This is a genomic window from Agromyces litoreus (genome assembly GCF_040496015.1).
GTDB classification, from domain to species: domain Bacteria; phylum Actinomycetota; class Actinomycetes; order Actinomycetales; family Microbacteriaceae; genus Agromyces; species Agromyces litoreus.
The window spans coordinates 1-26,493 of the sequence record NZ_JBEPKA010000025.1; the positions used below are offsets into that span (position 1 = coordinate 1).

A 26,493-nucleotide genomic window follows, 5' to 3' on the forward strand; every position below is an offset into this window, starting at 1 on the left:
CGGCGCGGCCCTGATGTCGGTCGAGCACGCCCCGAAGGGCAAGCGCGGCTTCTTCGGCGCGTTCCCGCAGATCGGCGTGCCGGTCGGCATGATCCTCGCGACCTTCACGCTCTGGGTCATCACCTCGACGATGTCGGCCGAGGCGTTCCTCGAGTGGGGCTGGCGCATCCCGTTCATGCTCTCGATCGTGCTGATCGTGGTCGGCTACCTGATCCGCCGTGCGGTCGAGGAGAGCCCCGTCTTCCAGGAGCTGCAGGAGCGCAAGCAGGAGTCCTCCGCACCGCTGAAGGAGCTCTTCCGCACCAACACGAAGAACGTCGTGCTCACCGCCGTCATCTTCATCGCGAACAACGCGGCCGGCTATCTGCTCATCGCCTACTTCGCGACCTACGCGGTCAAGGTGCTCGGCATGGACCGCCCGGCCGTGCTCCTCGCGACCGTGTTCGCCTCCTTCGGCTGGCTGGTGTTCACCCTCTGGGGCGGCCGCCTCTCCGACCGCCTCGGGCGCATCCGCACCTTCCAGATCGGTTACGCGTTCCTCGCGCTGTGGGCGATCCCGATGTGGTTCCTCATCGACACCGGCGACATCGTCTGGTACTTCGTGGCGCTGTTCCTCATGACGTTCGGCCTCGGCCTCTCGTACGGCCCGCAGGCGGCGCTCTACGCCGAGATGTTCCCGGCGAAGGTGCGCTACTCGGGCGTCTCGATCGGCTACGCGCTCGGCGCCATCCTCGGCGGCGCGTTCGCCCCGATGATCGCCGAGGCACTGCTCGGCGCGACCGGCATGTCGTGGACGATCGGGCTCTACGTCGCGATCGCCGCGGTGATCTCGCTCATCGGCGTCTCGATGGTCAAGGAGACCAAGGACGTCGACCTGAACGTCTGAGTTCCTCCCGGACGAGGCGAGGGGCGGATGCCGCGGCATCCGCCCCTCGTCGCGTCCGCGGCCGGCGCGCGGGTCAGTGCCCGGCGCCGAGCTGCCCGGCCAGGCGGGCGTGCATGGCGGTGCTCGCCTCGTTGAGCCCCTCGATCACGGCGCGCTTGCCGTGGCGCTCGTACTTCGTCGTGATCGCGTCGAGCGCCGCGACCGTCGACGCGTCCCACACGTGCGAGCGCGACAGGTCGATGACCACGCGCTCGGGGTCGTCGGCGTACTCGAACTGGGTGGTGAGGTCGTTCGACGAGGCGAAGAAGAGCTCGCCGTCGACGACGTAGTACGCCGTCGGCACGGGCTCGTCGAGCGCGAGGGTGCGGGTCACCGTCGCCAGGTGCGCGACGCGGCGCGCGAACGCGACCATCGCGACGAGCACGCCGACGATCACGCCGATCGCGAGGTTGTGGGTCGCCACGACCACCGCGACGGTCGCGACCATCACGGTCGTCTCCGACTTCGGCATGCGCCGCAGCGTCGCGAGGCGCACCGAGTGCCAGTCGAAGGTCGCGACCGAGACCATGACCATGACGGCCACGAGCGCGGCCATCGGGATGATCGCGACCAGGTCGCCGAGCCCGACGACGAGGACGAGCAGGAACACGCCCGCGAGGAACGTCGAGATCCGGGTGCGGGCGCCCGAGACCTTGACGTTGATCATCGTCTGGCCGATCATCGCGCAGCCGCCCATGCCGCCGAACAGGCCGGAGAGCATGTTCGCGGCGCCCTGCCCGAGCGCCTCGCGGGTCTTGCGCGAGTGGGTGTCGGTGATGTCGTCGACGAGCTTGGCCGTCATGAGCGACTCCATCAGGCCCACGAGCGCCATCGCGAGCGCGAAGGGCGCGATGATCGTGAACGTCTCCCAGGTGAGCGGCACGTTCGGGATGAACAGCTCGGGCAGGCTCTCCGGCAGCTCGCCCTCGTCGCCCACGGTCGGCACCTGCCATCCGGCGACCACGACGACGGTCGTGACCACCACGATCGCGATCAGCGGCGCCGGCACCGCCTTCGTCAGCCGCGGCACGCCGACCATGATCACGAGGCCCGCCGCGACGAGCGGGTAGACCAGCCACGGCACGCCGATGAGGTGCGGCAGCTGCGCCGCGAAGATGAGGATCGCGAGCGAGTTCACGAAGCCGACCATGACGCTGCGCGGGATGAAGCGCATGAGCTTCGCCACGCCGAGGGCGCCGAGCACCAGCTGGAACACGCCGGCGAGGATCACGGTCGCGATGAAGTAGTCCATGCCGTGATCGCGCGCGACCGGCGCGATCACGAGCGCGACGGCGCCCGTGGCGGCGCTGATCATCGCCGGGCGACCGCCGAGGATCGCGATCGAGACCGCCATCACGAACGACGAGAACAACCCGACGCGCGGGTCGACGCCCGCGATGATCGAGAACGAGATCGCCTCGGGGATGAGGGCGAGCGCGACCACGAGCCCGGCGAGGACCTCCCGGGTGAGCAGCCGCGGGGTACGCAGGGCGGTGAGCACGGACGGCGAACCGCCGTTCGCGGCGGTCCGAGCGGGATCGGGCGCGGGGGCGGGACGCGCGGGGGCAGGCGCGGACATGGGGTCTCCGTTCGGCGGGGCTCGGCTCGAGCCGATGGGGGTGTCGAGTGAGCGCCACGTCGCGCGCGGCCCGCGAGGGCCGTGGGGCACCGCGGATGCCGCGGGCCGACCCGCCAGCATACCCGGTCCCCGCCCGAGCGCCGATCCGGGCGTGTCACGGTCGTTGCGGCCCGCGCGACGGCGTGGCTAGGTTGGGGGTGTTCGACGCCGCTTCGGGGGGAGCGTGAGAGGTGTCCTCGACCCTGCATGCGCTCGGGCGCTGGGCGTACCGCGCTCGCGTCCTCGTCGTGCTGCTCTGGGTGGGCGTCCTCGCCCTGCTCTTCGCCCTCGCCGCGCTGCTCGGGGCCGGCACGAACAACACCTACGCCTTCCCCGGCACGCAGTCGCAGGACGCGCTCGATGCGCTCGCCCGGACCTTCCCGCAGTTCTCCGGCACCTCGGCGCAGCTCGTCGCCGTCGCCCCCGACGGCGGCGACGTCACCGACCCCGACTTCGAGTCCGCCGTCGACGACGCGATCACCGCGCTCGGGAGGATCGCGCAGGTCTCCGCCGTCAGCTCGCCGTACGACGACACCTCGACCTTCGACATCGCCTCGGACTCCTCGGCCGTGCTCGTGACCATCCAGCTCACGGACCAGGCCGTCGACATCCTGCCGTCGACGTCCGCCGCCCTGCAGGCCGAGGGCGTCACGCTGCAGGGGAACCTGCCCGACGGCTCCGAGGTGAGCGTCGGCGGCGCCCTGTACTCGCAGGTGAACCCCGGCATCGGCCTCAGCGAGGTGACGAGCGTGTTCATCGCGCTCGGCGTGCTGCTGCTCACCTTCGGCTCGCTCGTCGCGGCCGGCATGCCCATCACCACCGCCCTGGTCGGGGTCGGCACGGCGGTCGCGGTCGTGCTGACCGCGACGCGCTGGCTGACCATCACCTCGACGGCGCCGCTCCTGGCGGTCATGCTCGGCCTCGCCGTCGGCGTGGACTACTCCCTGTTCATCGTCTCCCGGCACCAGGACCAGGTGAAGCGCGGGATGCCCCCCGAGGAGTCCGCGCCGCGCGCGGTCGCGACCGCCGGCTCGGCCGTCGTGTTCGCCGCGATGACGGTCGTCATCGCGCTCATCGGGCTCAGCGTCGCCCGCATCCCGTTCCTCACGCTGACCGGGATCAGCGCGGCCCTCGCCGTCATGAGCGCGGCGCTCGTCGCACTCACGCTCACGCCGGCGCTGCTCGGGTTCGCGAAGTGGCGGATCGTGCCGAAGCGCTATCGGCCCGGCGGGCGGACGGACGCCGCGGAGCCCGACGGCGAGGGCCCGGACGCCCCGGCGAGCGCGGCCGCCGACCCGCCGCACCCCGACCACGGCACGACGGATCCAGCGGGCACCACCGATGCAGCGACCGCGGGCGACCCCGCACCCGCCCGCCCCGGCGGGTTCTTCGGGCACTGGGTGCGCGGCGCCATCCGCTGGCCCCCGGTCACGGTCGTGCTCGTCACCGCCGTGCTCGCGCTCGCGGCACTGCCCGCCGCGAACCTGCGGCTGGCCCTGCCCGACTCGGGTTCGCTGCCCGAGGGCGCCCCCGGCCGGGTCACCTACGACCTGATCGCCGAGCACTTCGGCGCCGGCGCGAACGGGCCGCTGATCCTCACCGGCTCGGTCATCCAGAGCACCGATCCCGTCACGCTCGTCGACGACCTCGGCGACGACATCGCGAGCGTCCCGGGCGTCGCGGCGGTCCCGCTCGCCACGCCGAACGAGACCGGTGACACCGCGGTCATCCAGGTGATCCCGCAGGGCGCACCCGCCTCGGAGGCGACCGAGCAGCTGGTCCACCGCCTGCGAGGGATGCAGGACGTCTACCTCGAGGAGTACGCGGTCGACCTGTCGGTCACCGGCGTCACCGCGCTCGGCATCGACATCTCGCAGCGGCTCGGGAGCGCGCTGCTGCCGTTCGGCCTGCTCGTCGTCGGGCTCTCGCTCGTGCTGCTGGCGATGGTGTTCCGCTCCATCGTGGTGCCGATCACGGCGGCGCTCGGGTACGTGCTGTCCATCGGCGCCGGCTTCGGCCTGACGAGCCTCGTGTTCGTCGACGGAGTGCTGGCGGGGCCGCTCAACGTGCAGTCGGTGGGCGCGGTCACGAGCTTCATGCCGATCATCGTCATGGGCGTGCTGTTCGGCCTCGCGATGGACTACGAGGTGTTCCTGGTCAGCCGCATGCGCGAGGAGTTCCTGAAGCACGGCGAACCGCGACCCGCGATCGAGGGCGGCTTCCACGCGTCGGCGCGCGTGGTCACCGCCGCTGCGATCATCATGTTCACGGTCTTCAGCGGCTTCATCCTCAACGGCGAGGCGTCGATGCAGCCCATCGCCTTCGGCCTGGCCACCGGGGTCGCGATCGACGCCTTCATCGTGCGGATGACGCTGACGCCCGCCGTGCTCGCGTGGTTCGGCCGCCACGCCTGGTGGTTCCCGGCGTCGCTCGACCGGGCGCTGCCGCACTTCGACGTGGAGGGCGAGGGACTGGCGGAGGAGGACGCGCTGTCCGACTGGCCCTCGCCCGGCGCGACCGAGGCGATCGCGGCGGACGGCCTCCTCGCGACGGCCGCATCCGCGCGCCTCGACCTCCGCGTGCCGGACGGCGGAGCGCTGGTGCTCTCCGGCGGCACGGCGGCGGACCGCCGCGCCGCCGTGCTCGGCCTGACGGGGCGCGCGCGTGTGACCGGCGAGCGCGTGAAGGTCGCGGGGCTGGTGCTCCCGGTGCGGGCCGCGACCGTGCGCCGGCGCACGGCCGTGGTCGGGCTCGGGGCGGTGGCCGACCCGGTCGGCGCGGTCGTCGACGCGACGTCGGGCGATGCGCGCATCGTCGTGCTCGACGACGTCGACGCGGTGCCGGACGCCGACATCCGCGAGGAGCTGCGCGAGGTCCTCACCGGGGCACGGCACGGCGCCGAGCGGCGCACCGGCCACGCGCTCACGATCGTCGTGACGGCCTCCACGCCGGCCGCCGCCGAGTCGGTGCTCCCCGCGGGGACGCCGCCGGTGACGGCCCGGCTCGCACCCGCGCCCGCACCCGAACCATCGGCGGTGACCTGACGTGTCCGAGCCGACGTTCTCCTCCGTCGAGGGCTCCGACCGACTGGGCCTCCTCGGCATCATCGGGGTGCTCGCGGTTCCGCTCATCGTCGCCGGGCTGCTCGCGTGGGGCCTCGCGGCCCCGGTGCAGGACCTCGACCGCGTCACCGCGGCCGTCGTGAACGACGACACCCCGGTGCAGCTGAACGGGCAGACCGTGCCGCTCGGGCGCGAGTTCGCGGCCGGCCTCATCGGCGGCACCGCCGGCAGCGGCGCACCGGACGACCCCGGCCCCGACGCCACGGCCACGCCCGCGCCCTCGGAGCCGAACTTCACGTGGATCCTCACCAACGACGACGACGCGGCGAGCGGGCTCCGCGACGGCCGGTACGCCGCGGTCGTGACGATCCCGTCGTCGTTCTCGGCCGACGCGACCTCGATCTCCGGTCCCGCGGCGGACGCCGTGCAGGCCGTGCTGCACGTGCGGACGACGCCCGCGACCGCGTACCTCGATCCCGCGCTCACCGAGGTGATCACGCAGGCCGCGGTCGCGACCTTCAACGCGCAGCTGACCGAGCGCTACCTCGGCAACGTGTACGAGGGCTTCAACACCATCAACGAGCAGATCGGGCAGGCGGCCGACGGCGCCGCCGAGCTCGCGTCGGGCGCCGCGAGCCTCGCCGGCGGCGCGGGTTCGCTCGCGGCCGGGACCGCCCAGCTGTCATCCGGCCTGGACACGCTCGATGCCGGGGCCGCGTCGCTCGCCTCCGGCCTCGCGCAGATCGACGCCTCGGTGCAGTCGCTGCCCGCCGACACCGCGCAGCTCGCGACCGGGTCGGCGCAGGTCGCCGCGGCGCTCGACGCGGGCGCGGCGGCACTCGCCGGCGCGACCGACGACTTCGCCGCGCTCGTCGACGACCTCTGCGCGGAGCGACCCGGTCCGCTGTGCACCCGCGCCGCCGCGGTGCTGAGCCGGGTCGAAGCGGTCGACGGCGACGTCCAGGCGCTCGCCTCCGGCGCCGACCAGGTCGCCGCGGGCAACGCGCAGCTCGCCGCGGGCATGCCCCCGCTCGTCTCGGGGATCGACCAGTCCGCTGCCGGCGCGAACGAGGTCGCCGCAGGCGCGGACGAGAGCGCATCGGGCGGCGCCTCGGTGAACGAGGGTGCCCAGGAGGTCGCATCCGGCGCCGACGAGACCTCCTCCGGCGCCGACCAGCTCTCGGACGGGCTCGCCGAGGCGGTCGAGCAGATCCCGACGTACTCGGAGTCCGACATCACGACGCTCTCGGCCGTCGTCGCGCGACCCGCGCGCACCGACGTCACGGTGCCGCCGGACGGCAGCCAGTCGGCGCCGCTGTTCGCCGTCCTCGCGCTCTGGGTCGGCGGGATCGTCCTCGCGCTGGCGCGCCGCGCGGTCCCGCGTCGGCGACTGCTCACCGCGGACTCGACGGTCGGGATCGCCGGTCGCGCCATCGGCCCCGGCGTCGCCCTCGGGGCGGCGCAGGGCGCGCTCGTCGGCGCCGTCCTGCTCCCCGTCATCGACGTCGACCTCGCGCCCAGGCTCGGGTTCCTCGCGGCGGCGATCGCGGCCGGGGCGGTGTTCGCGCTCGTCAACCACGGCCTCGCGGCCGCCTTCGGCGGGCCCGGGCGGACGGTCGCGACGGTCGCGGCCGTGATCGCCCTGGCGGCGGGCGTCTCCTCGACCGTCCCGGCGTTCTTCGTCACGGCCGCCGGGCTCCTTCCGACCGGGCCCGGGCACGACCTGCTGCTCGCCGGGCTGGGCGTGGGGTCGGGGTGGGGCGACCTCGTCGCCCTCGCCGTGTACGCCGCGATCGGGGCGGCGCTCGTGGTCGCCGGCGTCTCGCGGCACCGCGCTCCGAGCGCGTGAGAACCTGCCGACGTCGCGGTCGCCGCGACACGTCCCTTCCCGGCTCCGCGTGGCGGCGGGGCCGTCAGCGGGCCGCCGACCCGCCGGCCGCGGCGTCCGGTGCGGGCCGGGCCGAGGCCTCGAGCGCGCGGATGAGCGTCCGCGAGTCCCACGGCCCGATGTGACGCTTCCCCCCGACGAAGAACGTCGGGGTGGAGTGCAGGTCCATGAGCTCGGCGTCGATCTGGTCGTCCTCCACGCGGCGCACCACCGAGGGCGACCGCAGGTCCTCGAGGAACCGGTCGACGTCGAGCCCGATCTCGTTCGCGTACCGGCACAGGTCGTCGGGCTCGAGGGCGTCCTGGTGGGTGAAGAGCATGTGCGACATGTCGAGGAAGCGCCCCTGGAGGGCCGCCGCCTCGTACGCCTGGGCCGCGAGCTTCGCGTGCGGATGCACGGACTCGAGCGGCAGGTGGCGCCACACCCACCGGACGTCGTCGCCGAAGTGCTCGAGCACGGCGTCGATGGACCCGGTCGCCCGGCTGCAGAACGGGCACTCGAAGTCGCCGTACTCGACGATCGTGTACGGCGCGTCGGGACGACCCCGGTAGTGGTCGCGCTCCGCGTCGAAGGGCCGCACGAGGACCTTCCCCACGGGCGCCGGCGGCCACAGCCGGTCGGCGACGAGGAACACCGCCCAGCCCAGGGCGAAGGCGACGACCGAGGCCGTGAGGACGCCGACCCGGGCGTGGTCCTGGGTCTCGGGATCGGAGATCGCGAGGCCGACGATGAAGAGCGAGATCGTGAACCCGATGCCCGAGAGCGCCGCGCCGCCGGCGACGCGGGGCATCCGGAGTCCCGGCGCGAGCCGGCCCATCTTCGTCGCGACCACGAGGGCGGTGGCGCCGGTGATGCCGACGAACTTGCCGAGCACGAGGCCGGCGATGATCGCCCACGTGAGCGGCGACGTGAACGCGGCGCCCAGCGTCTCGGCGTCCAGGTGCACGCCGGCGTTCGCCAGCGCGAAGATCGGCAACACGAGGAAGGCGATGTACGGCCCCCACTCGGCCTGCAGCCGGTCGTTGATGGACAGCGAGTCGCGGAGGCTGCGGTTCACGGCCGCGGCGTACTGCGCGTTCGGCGACTCGCGGAACGCGCGCGTGAGCTCGGCCGTGCGCTCGACGTCGACCCGCCGCGGCGGGAACACCGGGATGAGCAGCGCGATCGCGACGCCGGCGAGCGTGGGGTGGATGCCGGCCGCGAGGATCGCGATCCACAGCGCCGCGCCGAGCAGGGCGTACGAGATGCCGCGGCCCGCGCGCAGGAAGCGCACGAGCGCGATCGCGACCATGAGCACGACCGCGATCGCGAGCGGGACGGGGTCGAGCCCGCTGTTGTAGAAGATGCCGATCGCCAGGAGCGCGCCGACGTCGTCGACGACGGCGAGGGTGAGCAGGAACGTGCGCAGGCGCGCCGGGAACCGGGGTCCGATGATCGCGAGGGCGCCGAGCAGGAACGCGGTGTCGGTCGAGATGACGATGCCCCAGGCCCCGACCTCGCCGGTCGGCAGGGCGATGAGCACGAACATGAGCGCGGGCACCACGAGGCCCGCGATCGCCGCGACGACCGGCACGATCGCACGCGAGCGGTCGGTGAGCTCGCCGATCGTGAACTCGCGCTTGACCTCGAGGCCGACCACGAAGAAGAAGAACGTCATGAGCACGTCGTTGACGACCTCGTGCAGCGTCGCATGGAACTGCAGCTGGCCGATCCCGATGTCGAGTTCGGTCTCCCAGAACGCCTCGTAGGTCGATCCCCACGGCGAGTTCGCCCAGAGGATCGCGAGCAGGGTGCCCGCGAGCAGCAACGCCGCCGCCGCCCGGTCGCTCGAGCCGCGGCGCAGCCGCACCTTTCGGCGGACGCCGCTGGTGGTGGTGTCCGGCGCCTGGGCCTGCGCACTCATGCGCCAATGCTAGGTGCCGTTCCGGCGTTCTCGGCAGGGTTCCCGGCGAACCCGGCGGCGCGTCGGGCGTCGGCGACCCCGTTCGGGGGCCGCGTGGGGTGCGTGCAGCCGCGTAGCGTGCGGCGCATGGTGCACGAGACGACCGAGCCCGCTCGGGCCGACGGGGCCGAGCGCGTCCGGATGGCGGTGTACCGCGGGTTCGCGGGCGACGGCCGCGCGCCGTCGCGCGAGGCGCTCGGAACAGCCGCCGGGCTGGATGCCGCGGCGGTCGACCGCGCGCTGGCCGATCTCGCCGCGCAACGGCACGTCGTCCTCGACTCGGACGGCCGGATCGTGATGGCGCACCCGTTCGCGAGCATCAACCTCGGGTTCTCCGTCATGGGCGAACGCACGCTCTGGTGGGGCGGATGCGCGTGGGACGCGTTCGCGATCCCCAACCTGGTGCCCGGCGTCGACGAGGTGCTCGTGGCGACCACGTGCCCGGCCTGCGGCACCCCGCACGCCTACGTCGTCGACCGCGACGGACCGCCCGCGGGCGACGAGGTCGCCCACTTCCTCGTGCCGACCGCCCATATCTGGGACGACGTCGTGCACACGTGCGGGCACCAGCGCATCTTCTGCGACGAGCGGTGCGTCGACGACTGGCTCAGGGCGACCGGCAACGTGCGCGGCTCGGTGTTCGACCTCGCGACGCTGTGGCGCCTGGCCGCGCACTGGTACGACGGCCGCCTCGACTCGCCGTACGTGCGGCGCGAGCCCTCCGAGGCGCGCTCGTACTTCGCGAGCGTGGGGCTGTCCGGCGCGTTCTGGGGCCTCGACGACGACCCGGCCGCAACCGGCGTCACGGCACGCTGAAGCGCACCTCGCTCCACAGGCCGTCCGGGCCGACGCGGAACCCGAGGTCGTCGCCCCACGCCTCCTCGCCCGTGTCCGGCTCGTCGGCGCGGACGACGTGGGCGCCCGCGTCGTGCAGCGCCTCGAGGATCAGGTGCTCCGGGATGGTGTCCTTCCACCGCTTCACGGTGCCGACCGGCACCATCGCGACGCCGCCCGCACGCAGGAGGTCGGCGGCCACCGGCTTCGGCGTCGCGTTGTGCGAGCCGTGGTGGCCGACCTTGTAGAACACGGCCCCCGTGACGAGCTCCCGCGCGTGGGGGTCGTCGAGCACGTGCCGCCACGCGCCGTGCTGCGCGTCGCCGACGAAGACGAAGCGGGTGCCCCGCACGTCGAGCACGAGGAAGAGGCTCGTGTTGTTCACCGACCGCTCGAGCACCGACGCCGCACGCAGCAGCGCGGCCTCGTCGAGCGCGAGCCGGTCCAGGCGCATGCCGTCGCGGGCGCGGACCAGCTCGATCGGGATCCGGTCGCCCGGGTCGTCGCGCGGCAGGGCGTACATCGGATCGAAGATGTCGCGCCGCGCGTCGCCCTCGCCGAGCTCCCCCGCGGCTTCCCCGAGCCAGCGGACGGCGGTCGGCGGATCCATCCGCTTGAGGTCCTCCGGGTCCCGCGAGGGCCCGAGCACGTGCACGACGGCGCCCGGGACGGGCAGCGCGATGCGGTTGAGCTCCTCGTGCCGGTAGGGCAGGAAGCGCACCTCGTGCGCCGCGGCGCCGCCCTTGAATCCGCCGTCGACGAGGCGGGCCGCCGCGTCGAGGTTCGGTCCGGAGTTCACGGCGAACTCCATCGCCAGTTCGAGCCCCTCGGGCCACGCATCGCCCGCTCCGCCGTCGGCGGCGGCGAGCTCGATGAGCCCGTGCAGCGCCTCGGCGGAGGCGGCGAAGCCGTGCCGGAGCGCGCGCCCGTCCGGATCGGCTTCGTCCTCCACGAACGGCACCCAGACCTCGCCGACCTCGACGCCCGCCCAGGCGTCGTCGGCGAAGCCGGAGACGTGGTCGGAGTGGCGGTGCGTGGCCGCCACGACGTCGAGGCGCGGCTGCCCGTCCGGGCTCTCGTCGGCCAGCTGCGCGATGACGGCGGCGACCACGTCGCCGATCGGGCGAGTGCCGCCCTCGACGGGCGCGCGCCCGTGGCTGTGCACGCCGCAGTCGATGAGCATCCGCCACGACGCCTCGCCGTCGGCGACGGTGACGAGGAAGCAGTCGCCGAACCCGGGGTTGTACATGCGGATCGTGACGGTCGCCTCGGACATGTCAGTCCTCCTCCGGGCCGTGCAGGCTCGCGAAGGTGAGGCGCGAGATCGCCGGCTCCTCGAGCCAGATCGCGAGGGGGTCCTCGTCCTCGACCTCCCCCAGCCAGGCCCGGATGTCGCGCAGTCGCTGCACGCCCGCCGCGTGCTGCTCCCTGGCGTACGACCGGAGGGGGTCGGCGAGGAGGTCGAGCGCCTCGGGGTTGCGGTAGGGCAGGGGCTTGGGCACGACCCAGTTCACGCGGCCGTCGACGTTCGCGATCACCGTGCAGCCGGCGTGCAGGCGCGTGCGGGTGTCGCGGTCCTCGCCGACCTCGAGGTCCTCGCGCCGCTGCACGAGCTGGATGAAGATGCGCGGATGCGACTGCCCGTCGGCGGCGCCCTGGAAGCCGACGTGCATGCCGAGCACGCGGAACCCGCCGGCGTCGGGATCGAGCCCGAGCTCGATCGCGTGCGCCTCGGCCCAGTCCGAGGTCTGCGCGAAGACGGGCTCGGAGCGGTCGCGCGCGGCGCGACCCGCCGCCTGCTGCGGCGTCGCGCTCGGGTCCAGCTTGATCGTCGAGTCGAGGATCAGTCCCCCGAGGTCGACGGCCGCATCGCCCTCCGTGAGGTCGAGGTCGGCGACCGGACGACGCCACAGGAGGGCCTGGTCGGCGAGCGAGACCACCCCGGGCGGGAAGATGCCGCGGCGCCGGAGCGATTCGACGAGGTGGCCGCGCAGGTGGATCACGTCGTCGGGGAAGAGGTCGCGGTCGGCCGTGATCACCGCGCGGACGACGTCGCCGAAGGTCACGTCGACGGGCGGCAGGTAGTCGAACCCGCGCACCACCATGCCGAGCAGGCGGTCGGCGTTGCGCACCGCCTCGCCGGCGATGCGGCGCACGAGGTCGGGGGCGAGCTCGCCGTCGCCGAGCACCCCCGATCCGCCCGTCGCGAGCCGGCGCAGGTCGGCGATCTGCGCCTTGTACGTGGCGAGGTACGCGTCGAACACCGCCGCGACGAAGATCGCACCGCGCCGGTGCGGTTCGTGGGTCGCCTCGAAGGCCGCCGGGTCGGGCTCCGAGCCCACCGCGGAGCGCAGCGGGCCGCCCCGGCCGGTCGAGCGCCCGAACTCGTCGGCGAGGGAGAGCAGGGCCGACGCGTCGGACAGCTCGCTGCGGGACGCGGCGACGAAGTCCTCCACGATCTCGCGGAACAGGAAGTGGTGGAACAGCGCGACCAGGTCGGCGAACGCCTCGTGGAACGCGTAGACGTCGGCGTTCGTCGCGATCGTGAACAGCGGGCGCATCCGGTGCACGATCGCGTGCGTGACCTCGTGGGCGATGATGTCCACCGACAGGCACGTGAACATGAGCTGGTGCGGGAGGTTCGCCTGCGTGTCGGAGTCCGCCGCACGGTAGTAGCCGAAGAGCACCGCGCGCCGATCAGGGTCGAAGTAGGCGTTCCGGCCGTAGAAGGCGTGCGGCACGAGGCGCAGCCGCTCGTCCCCGCGCCACCGGAAGCGCCGGCCGGTGAAGCGCTGGAACCGCTCGATCACGCTCATCGTCACGGCGTACACGATCTGCTGGTGCGATCGCGGGTCGCTCTCGGACGGCCGCAGGCCCTCCTGCGCGAGCACGGGCGGATCATCGAGGTCGACGGGTTGGTACCAGCACCGGCGCGACGCGTCGTAGTCGACGACCTGCACGAGCTCGCCGTCCGGACCCGGCTTCAGCCGCGTCTCGAACGGGATGTCGATCGTGAGGAACTCGCCGCTGAGCCGCGAGCTCATCGGGTCGAACGCGAACGCGCGGAGGCGCCGCCGATCGGGCGGCTGGACCTCGGGGATGTTGTGGTGGTTGGAGAGCATCGCGCGCCTCCTCGTCGAGCGGATCTCCGGATGCTGCCCTGCAGGGCCGAAGCTAGCCATCCGGGGCGCGATCGGCAACAGGGACGTCCCTGAGCGGGACTACGATGCACCCTGTCATGACCACTCCCGCGAACCCCGCTCCGGCCTCCACGCCGCTGATGTCCCATCGGCAGATCCTCTTCGTGATCTTCGGCCTGATGGCCGGCATGTTCCTCTCGGCCCTCGACCAGACCGTCGTCGGCACCGCCATCCGCACCATCGGCGACGACCTCGACGGGCTCAGCCAGCAGGCATGGGTCACGACCGCCTACCTGATCGTCTCGACGATCTCGACGCCGATCTACGGCAAGCTCTCCGACATCTTCGGGCGCAGGCCGCTGTTCATCGCCGCGATCGTGATCTTCATGGTCGGCTCGCTGCTCGCCAGCTTCTCCACCTCCATGCTCGAACTCGCCGCGTTCCGCGCCATCCAGGGCCTCGGAGCCGGCGGGCTCATGTCGATGCCGCTCGCGATCATGGGCGACATGCTCGCGCCGCGCGAGCGCGCCAGGTACCAGGGCTACTTCCTCGCGGTCTTCGGCGTCTCGAGCCTCGTCGGCCCGCTCGTCGGCGGGCTGTTCGCGGGCGCCGACGAGATCCTGTTCATCTCGGGATGGCGCTGGGTGTTCCTGGTCAACGTGCCCGTCGGCGTCGTGGCGCTCGCCATGGTGCTGCGGTTCCTGCACCTGCCCCGACACGGCCATCCGAGCGTGCGGATCGACTGGTGGGGCGCGAGCGCGATCATCGTCGGCCTCGTGCCGCTGCTGCTCGTGGCCGAGGAGGGCCGCGACTGGGGCTGGGCGAGCCCGATCGCGATCGCCTGCTACGCCGTCGGCGTGCTCGGCCTCGTCGCGTTCGTGCTCATCGAGCGGCGCATGGGCGACGACGCGATCATCCCGCTCAAGCTGTTCCGCTCGGGAACGTTCTCGATGGCCACGGTGATCGGCGTGTTCGTCGGTTTCGGCATGTTCGGCGCGATGCTCACCATCCCGCTGTACCTCCAGCTCGTCTTCGGCTCGACGCCGACCGAGAGCGGGTTCCAGATGCTGCCGATGATCCTCGGCCTCATGATCGCCTCGATCGGCAGCGGCCAGATCATCGCCCGCACCGGCCACTACCGGATCTTCCCGATCCTCGGCACGGCGCTGCTGGCCGCCGGGTTCCTCGACCTCACGACGCTCACCGTCGGGTCGTCGTACTGGGTCATGGCCGGCGCGATGGTGCTCATCGGCCTCGGACTCGGCCAGCTCATGCAGACCCTCACGATCGCGAGCCAGAACTCGGTCGGGCTGCGCGACATGGGCGTCGCGACGAGCGCGTCCACGTTCTTCCGCCAGATCGGCGGCACGGCGGGCACCGCGGTGCTGCTCTCGCTGCTGTTCACGCTGATGCCGGCGAACATCACCGGGTCGTTCTCCGACGAGGCGACGCTCTCCGACGCGCTCGACGCCGCGCTCGATCCGACCGTCGCGGAGGCCCCGGCGAACGCCGAGATCATGGCGACCGTCTACGCGCCCGTCGTGGAGCCGATCACCCAGGGGCTGCCGCCGCAGCTCGACCTGGCGGACGACGCCACGCGCGCCCAGGTCGTGGACCAGGTCCTCCCGCAGGTGCAGCAGGCGCTCGACGACGCGGCCGACGGCGAGGGCTCCGTCGGCGGCGAGGCGCTCGACGACACCTCGTTCCTCACGGGAGCCGACCCGCGGCTCGCCGCCCCCTTCCTCATCGGCTTCAACGCGTCGGCCGTGCAGGTCTACTGGGTCGCCCTCGGCGTGGTCCTCATCGCCTTCGTGCTCTCGCTGTTCTTCCGGACCCCGCCGCTGCGCGCGAAGTCGGCGCTGCAGGAGGCCGCCGACGCCCGCGCCGCGAGCGAGGCCGCCGAGTCGCCGGCGCCGGTCCCCGTGGCGGTGGGTGCGGGCGGTGCCGCCGAGCCCGAGGAGGACCGCGCCGACACGGGCGTGATCGCGACGATGGCCGCCGACGAGTTCGGTGCGATGGTCGAGCCGGGCGGCGACGCCGCGCATCACGAGCGGCGCGACTGACGGCCGCGACGGCGCCGTCGCGCGCGCGGCGGGATCAGGCGCGACGCGCGTCCTCGGACTCCGGCGCGCCCGCGAGTCCCGCGAGGCGCGCCCGCGCGTTCCGCTCGCTCGGCGACATCCGCCCGAGCATGGCCACGCCGACCGCGAGCACGAGCCGGGTGAGCGTGATCGCCGGCCACCACGGCCGACGCAGGCCCAGCAGCTCGCGCTCGCGCGGCGCGAGCGAGGCGACCGCACCCCCGAACAGGATCGGGTAGGCCAGGCCGGCGAGCCCGGGGAGCCCCGGCCGCCTGATGAACCGGACCGCCTCGACGACCCGTTCGTCGGGCTTGGCGTCGGCGAGGAAGCGGTCGAGCTCGCCGCGCAGCTGCGCGACCGTGACGGGCGGGTCCGGCACGCCCATGAGCCGGCCGACCTCGGCCCACTCGCGCACGTAGGCGTCGGGTCCTCCGGGGATCGGCCCGCCCCAGTGCTCGTGGGCGCCGATGAAGGCCTCGGTGAACGCGTCGTGGACCCATCGGAGGAGCTCCGGATCGTTCGCCGCGTAGGGGCGCGCCTCGCCGCGGACGTCGACGTAGGTTCCCGTGACCCGATCGTGCAGCCGCGTGACCATCGTGCACGCCCCGGCTGCGGCGCGGCGGTCGCCGAAGGTCGTCGTCGCCACCCAGCGAACGGTGCCGTCGAGCCGGCCGAGCGGATCCTCGCGGTAGCGGGAGTGGTCGTGCACGCCGGCCATGGCCCCCGGGTGCAGCGTCTGCAGGAGCAGGGCGCGGATGCCGGCGACCAGCGTGGGCAGTGCGCCGTTGACGGCCCAGACCGCACTGCCCGGGCCGAACAGCCCGGCGTCGTCGCCCTCGCGGAGCGCGCGGGTCCATGCGGGCGGCTCCGTCCGTCGGGTGCGCACGGGCCGCCACCGGCTGCGGCGCTCTCCCCCGCCGCCGCCATCCGAATCGCTCGGGCCCATACCCCGACCGTAGGCGCTGCCCGTGGGCGGCGGCTGCGAAGGCGCTGCGAACGCGACCTGCGAGTCCGCCGCGCGGATGACGCGGAACGGCACGATCACGTCTAGCGTGCAGGAATGGCTCGATCCGCGGCACCCGCACCGTCATCGGGCGCGCGCCCCGAGGTCGGGCGCCCCGACGCGACGCCGCCGCCCCGCCCTGCGCCGCGCCATCCGTGGATCGCCGCGGCACGACGCATCGCGCTGGTCGTCGCGATCGCCCTCGGTCTCGGGATGCTCACCTCGTTCGGACAGCTGCTCCTCGCGCCCGAGGCGGTCCCCCTCGCGAACTCGGCCGGCGGGTGGATGATCCCGACCGCCGTGCTGGTCCTGCTGCTCGCGCGCGGCTATCCGGAGGCGGCCGTCGCCGGGGCCGGGGCCTTCGTCGCGCTCACGCTCGGATACGCCGTGGCATCCGGATGGCGCGGTATCGAGTTCGATCCTGCCGCGTGGGCGATCATCGGGGCGATCGCGGGGCCGGTGATCGGGTCCGCGGCGCATGCGCTGCGCCGTCGGGGCATGCAGCTGGTGCTCGGCACGTCGGTGCTCGCCGGCGTGCTCATCGGCGAGGGCGCGTACGGGCTCACCGTGATCGCCGGCACCACCGACCCGACGTGGTGGTGGACCGAGATCGCGATCGGCACGTCCGTGCTCGTCGTCGGGGCGCTCCGGGTCAGGCCGTGGGGGCTCGTGCTCGCGGCCCTCCTTGGGACGGTGCTCGTCGCGGGCCTGTTCTGGTCGGCGTTCGTGCTCCTGCCGATCCTCGTCTTCCAGGGATCATGGATGACATGACGCACGACGCCCCATCCACACGCCCGCGGGTGCGCGGCGCGGTGGTCGACGACCAGACGCGCTGCGTGCACTACCGCACCGAGGTCGACATCGTCGCGATCCGCTTCGCGTGCTGCGGCGAGTACTACCCGTGCCACCTCTGCCACGAGGAGGCCACCGGGCACCCGGCACGCCGGTGGCCGGTGGCGGAGCACGCGACGCGCGCGGTGCTCTGCGGGGCCTGCGGCGTGGAGCTGCCCATCGAGGCCTATCTCGACGTCGATGCGTGCCCGGCCTGCGGTGCCGCCTTCAACCCGCGCTGCCGCCTGCACACCCACCTGTACTTCGAGACGTCGACGCCCGCGAGCTAGGCGTCCTCCCGGAGGAACGCGATCGCGTCGCGCCGGAAGTCGCCGGAACCCGGCGCATTGAAGTGGTGCCGGCCCGGGATCTCCGCGAACGCGCCGTGCGGTGTGGCGGCGGCGAGTGCGCGGGACTGCTCGATGATCGCGTCCTCGGTGCCGGTGGCGAACAGGATCGGCTGCGGCGGCGGGTTCGCCGCGTCGGGGTCCGCGTCGCCGTCGCGCATGCCCTCGGCGAGCGCGATGAGCGCGAGGAGGTCGTTGCCGGTGACGCGCTCGGCGAGCGTGACGTAGTTCCGCGTGGCGGAGTCCTCGACGGGGGTGCCATCCGCGACGTACGCCCGTGCCTGCTCGACCTGCATGCGCGCGAGCGGACGTCCGTCGGGGATACCGCCGAGCACGGCCCGCTCGATGCGTTCGGGCACCTGCACCGCGACCTGCCATCCCACGCGCGCGCCGAGCGAGTAGCCGACGTAGCGCACGGTGTCGATCAGGTACGTGTCGAGGACGGTCACCAGGTCGCCGACGAGCGCGTCCATCGTGTACGCGGTCGCCTCGTGGGGCGTGTCGCTCGCGCCGTGGCCGCGCTGGTCGACGCCGAGGACGCGGAAGCCGGCTGCGCGGAGGTCGCGCACCCAGCCGGTGCTCACCCAGTTGTCACGGCAGTTCGAGGCGAAGCCGTGCACGCAGAGCACGGTCGGCGCGTCCTCGTCCCCCCAGAGGTAGGTCGCGATGCGCCGCCCCTCCGCCGACATCACGAACTGCGGGGCGGGCATGTCGATCCTGGCTGGGCTGACGGCATCCATGCGGCCATTCTGCCGGTGCCCCGTGGTCGGGCGCCGGTCAGTCGAGTGCCGGGTCGCCGGACTCGTCGGGTGCAGCGGGTCGCTGGCGGTGCTGACGGGCGTACTCGGCCAGGACCGCGTCGGTGCCGCGCACGCCCCGCATGAAGCGGTCGCGGAGCACGTCGGCGAAGTCGTCGATCGCCTCCTCGAGCATCTGGCCGCTGTTGCGGACGGTGCGGTCCGACGAGCGTCGTGCGAGCTTGGCCAGCTCCAGCGCGTACGGCAGCTGCGCGGCCAGCGAGGGAGTGGCCTCGGCCTCCGTGAAGTAGAACGACTCGGAGTTCTGCCACACGTCGACCCTCGACTGGGCGAGCCCCGCGGTGAGCGAGTCGAGGAGCCCGCTCGAGGTCGCCGACTCCATGCTCAGGAGATGCCCGGCCGTGTCGGCCCGCCGGATCAGCGCGATGCGCAGGGCGAGCGTGCGCCGTCGTCCGAGTTCCGGGTAGAGCTGGAGGAACCAGGCGACGGCCGCGGTGAGCAGCGCGAAACCGATCAGTCCCTGCAACGGCGCGAAGACGCGCAACCAGAAGTCGGTCGGGTAGACGTCGCCGAGACCGAGCGTCGACATGTTGACGGTCGAGAAGTAGAACGCCTCGACCACCGCCGGATACGCCTCGGGATCGAGGCCCGGGTTGTACTCGAACCCGTCGGGAACGAAGGGCAGGTAGACGAGCGCCCACCCGACCACCTGGAGTGCCGCCCACACCGTGACGACCGCGACTGCGGCGATCGGGCCCGCGACCGTGCGCGCCCGCCGCCCGGCGCGCGAGGTCAGCGCCCACGTGGAGCGGGCCGCGAGGTTCGAAAGCCGACCGCGACCCGTGGGGTGGAGTACCGTGCGGAAGACCTCATCGAGCCCGACGGCGATGAGGACGACTCCGATGACGACCCACAGCGCACTCATCCGCCAATGCTACGGGCGCCTCGCGGACCCGCCGTCGGCGCCGGTCAGCCCTGGAAGTCCTCCGGGTCGACGTCGTCGAGGAACTTCTTGAACTCCTCGAGCTTCTCCTCGTCGTCGCTGTCGTGGTGCTCGACCATCTCGGCCGGGATTCCCGCCTCGTCCATGACCTCGTCGGCGACGTACAGCTGCGCGTCGACGCGGACGGCGAGCCCGATGGCATCCGAGGGCCGGCAGTCGATGACGAGCGGGCCGGTCGGCGTCGCGAGCGTGAGCAGGGCGTAGAAGGTGCCCTCCTCGATGCGCGTCACCTCGATCCGCTCGACGCGGCTGTCGAGCGCGCCCGTGAGGGTCACCATGAGGTCGTGGGTGAGCGGTCGCGGCGCGTGATCGCCACCGAGCGCGATCAGGATGGAGGTGGCCTCCTGCTCGCCGATCCAGATCGGGAGCACGCGGCCCTCACCGCCGACCTCGTCGATCGGCTTGAGCAGGACGATGTGCTGGCGGGCGGCATCGAGCGCGACCCCGAGGACGCGGACCTGGACCATGACGACTCCCGTCTGGCGTTCGGGTGGTCATGCCATCGTACGGCGGCGCCCGCGGGCCGGTCAGGCCGTGTGGCCCCCGAGGTCGCCGTTCAGGTACGTCGCGCCCTTCGACTCGCGGCGACGGTCGACCTCCATCGGGTCGACCTCGGCGCCGTCGGACCGCCGCACCTCGTCGGCCGCGGCGAGCGCGGCATCGTCCGGCGGCAGGTCCACGTGCTCGGCCTCGGCGTCGAGGCGCTTCTTCGTCGCGCGCTCGACGAGCACGGGGATGAAGTCGCGCACGCGCCCGCCGTCGAACCGTCGATGCTCCTCGTCGACGACTTCGCGCACGCGCTCGGGCGCGAGGGAGGGGTACCGCTGGAGCATGCGGGTGACGACGTGCTCGACCCCCTGCTGCTCGTCGGGGCCACTGCTCATGGATGCAGTGTGCGGCATGGCACGACCGTGCGCAACCGAGCGCGGGCGGGACGGGCGCGAGCGGCGCGACGCGCCGGGCTAGGCGATGAGGAATCGGGCGATGAGCCCGTCACGGAGGTCGAAGGTGAACAGGCCGGGGCCGTTGTACCCGCCGCCCGTCACGGTGAGGGTCACCAGGAACTGCTCCGGCATCCGCCCGGCCCGTACGCCCTGCACGTCGAAGCGCGCGCCCGTGCCGATGTTGTCGCTCTCGTTCCAGCTCGCGACCCCGTCGCGCCCGTGGAACTCGCGTCCCCAGTCGTTCAGGTACGCGTCCTCGGTGAAGCAGGCGACGAAGCCCTCGGAGTCACCGGCGTTGGTGGTGTCGATGAACGACTGGATGGCGGTCGGCATCGTCGTGTCGGTCATGCGCTCACCCTACGGTCGGCGTCGGGGAGGCGCACGTCCCGTGCGCCGCGTCGGCGGGGCCTGCCAGACTCGTGGACATGACCGGACCCATCGGCACGCCCGGCGGCACGCCCGAGCGCCCGGCGCTGTTCTTCTCCGGGCCGGAGGAGTTCCGCGCGTGGCTCGAGGCGAACCACGCGACGGCGACCGAGCTGTGGATGGGGCTGAACAAGAAGCACGTCGCCGACCGTGGACTCACCTGGGAGCAGGCCGTGCCCGAGGCGCTGTGCTTCGGCTGGATCGACTCGAAGGCGCAGCGCATCGACGAGGACACCACCCGCCAGCGATGGACCCCGCGCAAGGCCGGCAGCGTCTGGTCGGCCGTGAACGTCGCCCTGATCGAGCGGCTCACCGCCGAGGGCCGCATGCGCCCCGAGGGGATCGCGGCCTATGAGCAGCGGCGCGAGGACCGCACGGGCGTGTACTCGTTCGAGAACCCCGACCGGGAGTTCCCGGCGAAGTACGCCGAGCGCCTCGCGGCGGATGCCGCGGCGTCAGCGTTCTGGGCGGAGGCGTCGCCCGGCTACCGGCGCGAGGTCGTGCACTGGGTGCTCACCGCGAAGCAGGAGGCCACTCGCGACCGCCGCCTCGCACAGCTCATCGACGACAGCGCGGCGGGCCGCCTCGTACCGTTCCAGCGCTACGGCACGACGCCGAAGTGGGTCGAGCGGGCCGCAGCCGCCGCCCGCGCCGCCACCGGCGACGACTGACGCCCGGGTGCCGCGGCGCCCGGGCGCGCACGCACGGTGTCCATCCGACGCCCCGCCACGTAGCATCGGGCCATGGGGGAATCGACGTTCAGCGGCCTCGCGCGGCCGCCCGCCGACGGAGACGAGGCCGCGATCCTCGACCGGCTGTCGAAGCCCTACGACACGTCGGACGTCGCGATGTCCACCGACCGAGAGGTCACCGACGACGGACTGCCCGAGACGGTCGTGCGCATCTCCGGGCTCCGCGGGCGCTGAGCCCGAGCGCGCCGAGCCTCGACCCACGTCGCACGCCGGCGAGCGCTCAGACGCCCCCGCCCGGGCGGACCAGTCCCGCCTCGTAGGCGATGATCACGAGCTGCGCCCGATCGTGGGCGCCGAGCTTGGCCATCACGCGGTTGACGTGGGTCTTCGCGGTGTGCCGCGAGATCACGAGCCGCTCGGCGATCTCGTCGTTCGAGAGGCCGGTGGCGACGAGCACGAGCACCTCGCGCTCGCGGTCGGTCAGCGTCGCCAGCGCGGCACCGAGCTCGCTCGACGCCGTGGGCGGCGGCACGGGCCCGCTGCGCACGTACCGCTCGACGAGCACCCGGGTCGCGGACGGCGAGAGCAGGGCCTCGCCGGCGTGCACCGTGCGCACCGCGTCGACGAGCGCGCCTGGCTCGGTGCCCTTGCCGATGAAGCCCGAGGCGCCCGCCTGGAGCGCGCGCACCACGTTCTCGTCCTCCTCGAAGGTGGTGAGCACGAGCACCCGCACCGCGACGAGCGCCGGGTCGGCGCCGATGCGGCGCGTCGCCTCGATGCCGTCGAGTCCGGGCATCCGGATGTCCATGAGCACGACGTCGGGTTCGAGTTCGCGCGCGAGCGTGACCGCCGCAGCGCCGTCGGCGGCCTCGCCGACGACCTCGATCGAGTCCTCCGCGGCGAGCAGGGCGCTCACGGCCTGGCGGATGAGGGGCTGGTCGTCGGCGACCAGCACGCGGGTCGGATACATCAGCGCCCACCCCCCGCGGACCCGTCGCCCGATCGCGCCACGCGCGCGCCCACCGGGAACTCCGCGCGGAGCCGGAAGACGCCGCCCGGCTCCCGACCGGTCCGGATGCTGCCGCGCACCGCCGCGACGCGCTCCCGCAGGCCGAGCAGGCCATGGCCGCCCTCGATCCGCTCGTCGTCGGCCGCCGCGCCGGTCTCCCGCTCGCGCGCCGAGGGGGCGGAGTCGATCGGATTCGTGACGGTGAGGGCGAGCGTCGCCGCGCCGTGCTCGACGAGCACGTGCGCGCGGTCGCCCGCGCCGTGCTTGTGCGCGTTGGTCAGCGCCTCGTGCAGGACACGGTAGGCGGCCCGGTCCACGGACGGCGACACCTCCCCCGGCACCTCCGCGCGCTCGCGGCGCACGGTGACGCGCAGTCCCGTCTCGGCGAAGGCGCCGACCAGCCGGTCGAGGTCGTCGAGCCCCTCGGGCGGCGACGCCGACGCCTCGTCGTCGGCGTCCGTGCGCAGCCCTCCGAGGAGGTCGCCGATCTCGCCGAGCACTTGGCGCGCGGCCCTCGCGGAGACCGCCAGCGACGCACGCGCGGCGGGCAGGTCGGGCTCGCGACCCTCCTCGATGGCGCGCGCCGCGACCCCGGACTGGAGGTTGATGACGGCGATCTGGTGGGCCACCGCGTCATGCAGGTCCCGCGCGATGCGCAGCCGCTCCTCGGCGACGCGGCGACGGGCCTCCGACTCGCGCGTGGCCTCGGCGCGCTCGGCCCGCTCCGCGAGCGCGGCGACGGCCGCCCGGCGCGAGCGCGTGGCATCCCCCGCGGCACCGGCGAACGCGAGGATCGCCGGGGTGGCCAGGATCCGGGGGTCGAAACCCGAGATCGACCCGGCGACGACCTCGACGATCGCGATGAGCACGACCGACGCGAGCACCGCCGTCAGGGCGACGCGGCGCGGCGCCCGCTTCGCGAGGCCGTACGCGGCGATCGAGGTCGCCGTGACGAACGGGATGGCGCTGCCGACGAGGGCGGCCCCGACCACCATCAGTCCCCACGCGCCGGCGTAGGCCGCGAGCGGGACGCGACGACGAAGGAGGAGGAAGCCGGCCTGGGCCGCGGCGAGCGCGAGCGCGAGCGGCAGGTCGGCCGCCGTGAGCAGCGGCGCCGGCCCGCGGTAGGGCGGCAGCACCGAGGTGACCGACAGCACGACGACGAGCACGTCCCAGGCCCACGCCGGGATGCGCTCACCGGGGCTCGCGGCGGTGCTCGCCTGCTCGCTCATACGTCGATCCTCACCCATCCCGATCGATGCGGGCGGGTCGGAAACGCGGTTCCGACCCGCCCGCGCGGCGCGCGACCTGCGCGACCGCCCGGCCGGCTACTCGTAGCGCAGCGAGGAGATCGGGTCCTGCCGCGCCGCGCGCGCCGCGGGGATCGTCCCCGCGAGGAAGGCGATCGCCATGACGAGCAGCACGATCCCGGCCACGGCCGCCGGATCGAACGCGATGAGCGTGAGGCCCGGCAGGTCGGCGAGCAGCGTCGTGCCGACCACCGTCCCGACGGCGGTGCCGGCCGCCATCCCCAGCACGACGCCGAGCGCCGACCCCAGGAAGCCGATGAACGTGGCCTCCGAGCTGAAGAGCCCGAAGACGCGCCCCGACCCCATGCCCATGGCCTTCATGAGCCCGATCTCGCGGGTGCGTTCCTGCACCGACATGAGCAGCGTGTTCACGATGCCGAAGCCCGCCGCGAACAGCGCGATCACCGCGAAGGCGTTCAGGACGAGGACGATCCCGTCGATGACGGCCTTGAACGCCCCGATCTGGTCCTCGACCGTCGTCGAGGCGAAGCCCGCGTCGGCGAGGTCGTCGCGCAGCGCCTGGGTCGCCTCGTCGCCCAGCGCCGGGTCGAACCGCACGGCTGCCGTCGCGGCCGGCGCCTCGGCGGGGGCACCGGCCTGCTGCGCGGCGTACAGCTCATCGGTCAGCGCCGTGTTCGGCGTCGCCGTCGCGGAGCTGCCGGCGAGGCCGGCCTCCGAGACACCCACGACGGTGGCCGTGACGGTGCGGTCGGCGCCCGTGGCATCCGCGAGGCCGAAGACGACCTCGCTCCCGATCGCGTCCTGGTCGGAGTCGAAGCCGAGCGGTTCGACGAAGTCGGCGGGGATGGCGACCTGCGCGTCGCCGGCGCCGGTGTCGGGCTGCTCGCCCGCGGCGAGCGCCACCTGCATCCCCGGGAGGAACGCGCCGACCCCGATCTCGTAGCGCGTGCCGGACTCCGCCTCGACGTAGTCGACGTCGAGCGCCCGCACGGGCTCGACCGAGAGCACGCCGTCGATCTCGGCGATCGCGTCGAGGTCGTCGTCGATGATCGGCTGCACCGTGGCGCCGGTGATCGGCACGCCCGCTCCGGGCTCGGGGGCCGCGATCGCGGTCGGGTCGTACTCGCGCGGACCGGAGTCGGCGGGCTCCTCCGCCTCGTGCGCGACGGTCATCACGTCCGAGGCGCCGATCTGCGCCATCGTCTGGTCGATGTAGCGGTTGATCCCGGTGCCGAGGCCCGTGGTGATGGTGAGGGTGAACGCACCGATGAAGATCGCGACGACCGTGAGGATCGTGCGGGTCTTCGAGCGGAACGTGTTGGCGACGGCCGAGCCGACGACGTCGAGCGACTTCACGCGGCCACCTCCTCGACCGGGCGGCCGGAGGCCGCGGCGGACACGGTCGACTCGATGCGGCCGTCGCGCACGGTGATGCGCCGGTCGCAGCGCTCGGCCAGGTCCTCGTCGTGCGTGACGACGACGAGCGTGATGCCGCGTTCGCGGTTCAGGCCGAACAGGATGTCCTCGACCGCCGCGCCGGTCGCGGTGTCCAGGTTGCCGGTCGGCTCGTCGGCGAAGATCACCTGCGGGTCGTTGACCAGGGCACGGGCGATGACGACGCGCTGCTTCTGGCCGCCCGAGAGGTCGGTGGCGCGGTTGCGCGCCTTGTCGGCGAGGTCGAGCTGCTCGAGCGCCTCCATGCCGCGGCGACGCCGCTCGGCCCGGCCGACGCCGGCGATCTTCAGCGGGAGGATCACGTTCTCGAGCACGGTCGCACTCGGAGTGAGGAAGAACTGCTGGAACACGAAGCCGAACGTCTGGTTGCGCACCCGGTTCAGCTCACGGCCGCGGAGCTGCTCCGCGGGCACGCCGTTCAGCAGCACCCGGCCGGAGGTCGGGCGGTCGAGCAGGGCGAGCAGGTGCATGAGGGTCGACTTGCCGGAGCCGGACTTGCCGACGATCGCGAGCGCCTCGCCGGCGTTCACGTCGACGTCGACGCCGCGCAGGGCGTCGAACCGGGTCTCGCCGCGACCGTACGACTTCCGCAGGTCGTGGGCGTGCAGGACGGGGGTGGGCATCGGGTTCCTCTCGACGGGTGCGCCGCACGGTTCTGCGACGCTCTCCCAGTCAACGCGCCGGCACCGGATGGCGCGTCCTCCGATCGCCCGATCTTCGCGTACCGCGATCGCAGTACGCGACGGCCGCGACGGCCGGGGTCAGCTCTCCACGTCGCCCGGGCCGCCCGCGTCCGGCAGGTCGATGCCGCGCTCGGCGAGCAGGTGCCGGTAGGCCCGGATCTTCGTGCGGATGGCCTCGCGCGAGGCGAGCAGCCGATCGATCTGCTCATCGAGGGAACGGGCGTGCGCCTCCATGAGCTCGACGCGCTCGTGCTCGTTGCCGTCGCCGGCGCGCACGAGATCGGCGTACTTGGAGATCTCGGAGACCGGCATGCCGGAGTCGCGCAGCCGCGCGAGGAGGCGGAGCCATCCGATCGCCTGCTCGCCGTAGACGCGGCGGCCGGCCGAGGTGCGCGGGATATCGGCCGGGAAGAGTCCCCTGGACTCGTACCAGCGCAGCGTGTGGACGCTCATGCCCGTGAGCGCGGCCAGCTCGCCGATGCGGTACGCCGGTTCGGCCGCGGACTGCTCGATGGCCATCTCTCGTCTCCTTGACTTCGAGTGCACTCGAAATCGTAGCGTCGGGAGCATGGTCACCACCC

General features: G+C 73.3%; 24 protein-coding genes. 9 read left to right on the forward strand and 15 right to left on the reverse strand.

Annotated elements, in window-relative coordinates; genetic code table 11:
* A partial coding sequence (locus tag ABME01_RS15075; protein WP_353829246.1) for an MFS transporter occupies window positions 1-886 on the forward strand: 886 nt, incomplete at its 5' end.
* 73 nt (window positions 887-959) lie between these two features.
* Here ABME01_RS15075 and ABME01_RS15080 read toward each other — a convergent pair.
* The gene (locus ABME01_RS15080; RefSeq protein ID WP_353829247.1) at window positions 960-2,504 is read right to left on the reverse strand and encodes a SulP family inorganic anion transporter; all 1,545 of its coding nucleotides are present in this window, start codon (window positions 2,502-2,504) and stop codon (window positions 960-962) included.
* Between the two features lie 230 nt (window positions 2,505-2,734).
* On the opposite strand from ABME01_RS15080, the gene ABME01_RS15085 reads away from it, so the two are divergent.
* Window positions 2,735-5,587 (forward strand): MMPL family transporter, encoded by a 2,853-nt coding sequence (locus tag ABME01_RS15085; protein WP_353829248.1) that lies wholly within the window; start codon window positions 2,735-2,737, stop codon window positions 5,585-5,587.
* Between the two features lies 1 nt (window position 5,588).
* Window positions 5,589-7,454, forward strand: a complete 1,866-nt coding sequence (locus tag ABME01_RS15090; RefSeq protein ID WP_353829249.1) for a hypothetical protein — start codon at window positions 5,589-5,591, stop codon at window positions 7,452-7,454.
* Window positions 7,455-7,518: 64 nt separating this feature from the next.
* On the opposite strand, the gene nhaA is transcribed toward ABME01_RS15090, so the two are convergent.
* Window positions 7,519-9,396: a Na+/H+ antiporter NhaA gene (gene nhaA / locus ABME01_RS15095; RefSeq protein WP_353829250.1), complete on the reverse strand. Its 1,878-nt coding sequence runs from the start codon at window positions 9,394-9,396 to the stop codon at window positions 7,519-7,521.
* Window positions 9,397-9,522: 126 nt separating this feature from the next.
* Between nhaA and merB the strand changes: the two genes are divergently transcribed.
* Window positions 9,523-10,251 (forward strand): organomercurial lyase, encoded by a 729-nt coding sequence (gene merB, locus ABME01_RS15100; protein ID WP_353829251.1) that lies wholly within the window; start codon window positions 9,523-9,525, stop codon window positions 10,249-10,251.
* Here the strand turns inward: merB and ABME01_RS15105 are convergent.
* Together ABME01_RS15105 and ABME01_RS15110 are read right to left on the reverse strand one after the other, a co-directional pair.
* On the reverse strand, window positions 10,238-11,545 hold the full coding sequence (locus ABME01_RS15105) for a ComEC/Rec2 family competence protein (protein WP_353829252.1): 1,308 nt from the start codon (window positions 11,543-11,545) through the stop codon (window positions 10,238-10,240). The two genes, merB and ABME01_RS15105, sit on opposite strands and share 14 nt — an antisense overlap.
* 1 nt (window position 11,546) lies before the next feature.
* Window positions 11,547-13,391 (reverse strand): gluzincin family metallopeptidase, encoded by a 1,845-nt coding sequence (locus ABME01_RS15110; RefSeq protein WP_353829253.1) that lies wholly within the window; start codon window positions 13,389-13,391, stop codon window positions 11,547-11,549.
* Between the two features lie 116 nt (window positions 13,392-13,507).
* Here ABME01_RS15110 and ABME01_RS15115 point away from each other — a divergent pair, with 116 nt between their 5' ends.
* Complete coding sequence (locus ABME01_RS15115; protein WP_353829254.1) at window positions 13,508-15,472, forward strand: MDR family MFS transporter; 1,965 nt, start codon at window positions 13,508-13,510, stop codon at window positions 15,470-15,472.
* A gap of 34 nt (window positions 15,473-15,506) precedes the next feature.
* Here the strand turns inward: ABME01_RS15115 and ABME01_RS15120 are convergent, their stop codons facing one another.
* Window positions 15,507-16,436, reverse strand: a complete 930-nt coding sequence (locus ABME01_RS15120; RefSeq protein WP_353829255.1) for an oxygenase MpaB family protein — start codon at window positions 16,434-16,436, stop codon at window positions 15,507-15,509.
* 114 nt (window positions 16,437-16,550) lie between these two features.
* Here ABME01_RS15120 and ABME01_RS15125 point away from each other — a divergent pair, with 114 nt between their 5' ends.
* Complete coding sequence (locus ABME01_RS15125; protein WP_353829256.1) at window positions 16,551-17,264, forward strand: DUF6518 family protein; 714 nt, start codon at window positions 16,551-16,553, stop codon at window positions 17,262-17,264.
* Window positions 17,261-17,614, forward strand: coding sequence for a CHY zinc finger protein (locus ABME01_RS15130; RefSeq protein ID WP_353829257.1), 354 nt, complete (start codon window positions 17,261-17,263; stop codon window positions 17,612-17,614). Before ABME01_RS15125 ends, ABME01_RS15130 begins: the two co-directional genes overlap by 4 nt.
* On the opposite strand, the gene ABME01_RS15135 is transcribed toward ABME01_RS15130, so the two are convergent.
* The 5 genes from ABME01_RS15135 to ABME01_RS15155 form a co-directional block, all read right to left on the reverse strand.
* Window positions 17,611-18,411 carry an alpha/beta fold hydrolase gene (locus ABME01_RS15135; protein ID WP_353829258.1) on the reverse strand — a complete coding sequence of 267 codons (801 nt, stop codon included), beginning with the start codon at window positions 18,409-18,411 and terminating at the stop codon, window positions 17,611-17,613. The two genes, ABME01_RS15130 and ABME01_RS15135, sit on opposite strands and share 4 nt — an antisense overlap.
* 37 nt (window positions 18,412-18,448) lie before the next feature.
* Window positions 18,449-19,354 carry a potassium channel family protein gene (locus ABME01_RS15140; RefSeq protein ID WP_353829259.1) on the reverse strand — a complete coding sequence of 302 codons (906 nt, stop codon included), beginning with the start codon at window positions 19,352-19,354 and terminating at the stop codon, window positions 18,449-18,451.
* Between the two features lie 44 nt (window positions 19,355-19,398).
* Window positions 19,399-19,899: a bifunctional nuclease family protein gene (locus ABME01_RS15145; protein ID WP_353829260.1), complete on the reverse strand. Its 501-nt coding sequence runs from the start codon at window positions 19,897-19,899 to the stop codon at window positions 19,399-19,401.
* 60 nt (window positions 19,900-19,959) lie between these two features.
* On the reverse strand, window positions 19,960-20,316 hold the full coding sequence (locus ABME01_RS15150) for a three-helix bundle dimerization domain-containing protein (RefSeq protein WP_353829261.1): 357 nt from the start codon (window positions 20,314-20,316) through the stop codon (window positions 19,960-19,962).
* A 78-nt stretch (window positions 20,317-20,394) separates the two neighbouring features.
* On the reverse strand, window positions 20,395-20,724 hold the full coding sequence (locus ABME01_RS15155; protein WP_353829262.1) for a nuclear transport factor 2 family protein: 330 nt from the start codon (window positions 20,722-20,724) through the stop codon (window positions 20,395-20,397).
* A 77-nt stretch (window positions 20,725-20,801) separates the two neighbouring features.
* Here ABME01_RS15155 and ABME01_RS15160 point away from each other — a divergent pair, with 77 nt between their 5' ends.
* Window positions 20,802-21,473, forward strand: a complete 672-nt coding sequence (locus ABME01_RS15160) for a YdeI/OmpD-associated family protein (RefSeq protein WP_353829263.1) — start codon at window positions 20,802-20,804, stop codon at window positions 21,471-21,473.
* A gap of 72 nt (window positions 21,474-21,545) precedes the next feature.
* The gene (locus ABME01_RS15165; RefSeq protein WP_353829264.1) at window positions 21,546-21,728 is read left to right on the forward strand and encodes a hypothetical protein; all 183 of its coding nucleotides are present in this window, start codon (window positions 21,546-21,548) and stop codon (window positions 21,726-21,728) included.
* A 46-nt stretch (window positions 21,729-21,774) separates the two neighbouring features.
* On the opposite strand, the gene ABME01_RS15170 is transcribed toward ABME01_RS15165, so the two are convergent.
* The 5 genes from ABME01_RS15170 to ABME01_RS15190 form a co-directional block, all read right to left on the reverse strand.
* The gene (locus ABME01_RS15170) at window positions 21,775-22,464 is read right to left on the reverse strand and encodes a response regulator (RefSeq protein ID WP_353829265.1); all 690 of its coding nucleotides are present in this window, start codon (window positions 22,462-22,464) and stop codon (window positions 21,775-21,777) included.
* Window positions 22,464-23,735, reverse strand: a complete 1,272-nt coding sequence (locus ABME01_RS15175; RefSeq protein ID WP_353829266.1) for a sensor histidine kinase — start codon at window positions 23,733-23,735, stop codon at window positions 22,464-22,466. Before ABME01_RS15175 ends, ABME01_RS15170 begins: the two co-directional genes overlap by 1 nt.
* Window positions 23,736-23,831: 96 nt before the next feature.
* Entirely contained in the window at window positions 23,832-25,130 is a 1,299-nt protein-coding gene (locus ABME01_RS15180; protein WP_353829267.1) for an ABC transporter permease, read from the reverse strand.
* The gene (locus ABME01_RS15185; protein WP_353829268.1) at window positions 25,127-25,852 is read right to left on the reverse strand and encodes an ABC transporter ATP-binding protein; all 726 of its coding nucleotides are present in this window, start codon (window positions 25,850-25,852) and stop codon (window positions 25,127-25,129) included. The genes ABME01_RS15180 and ABME01_RS15185 overlap by 4 nt, the downstream gene beginning before the upstream one ends.
* Window positions 25,853-25,990: 138 nt before the next feature.
* A complete protein-coding gene (locus ABME01_RS15190; protein ID WP_353829269.1) occupies window positions 25,991-26,431 on the reverse strand; it encodes a MerR family transcriptional regulator in 441 nt (146 codons plus the stop codon).
* Window positions 26,432-26,493: the final 62 nt, after the last annotated feature.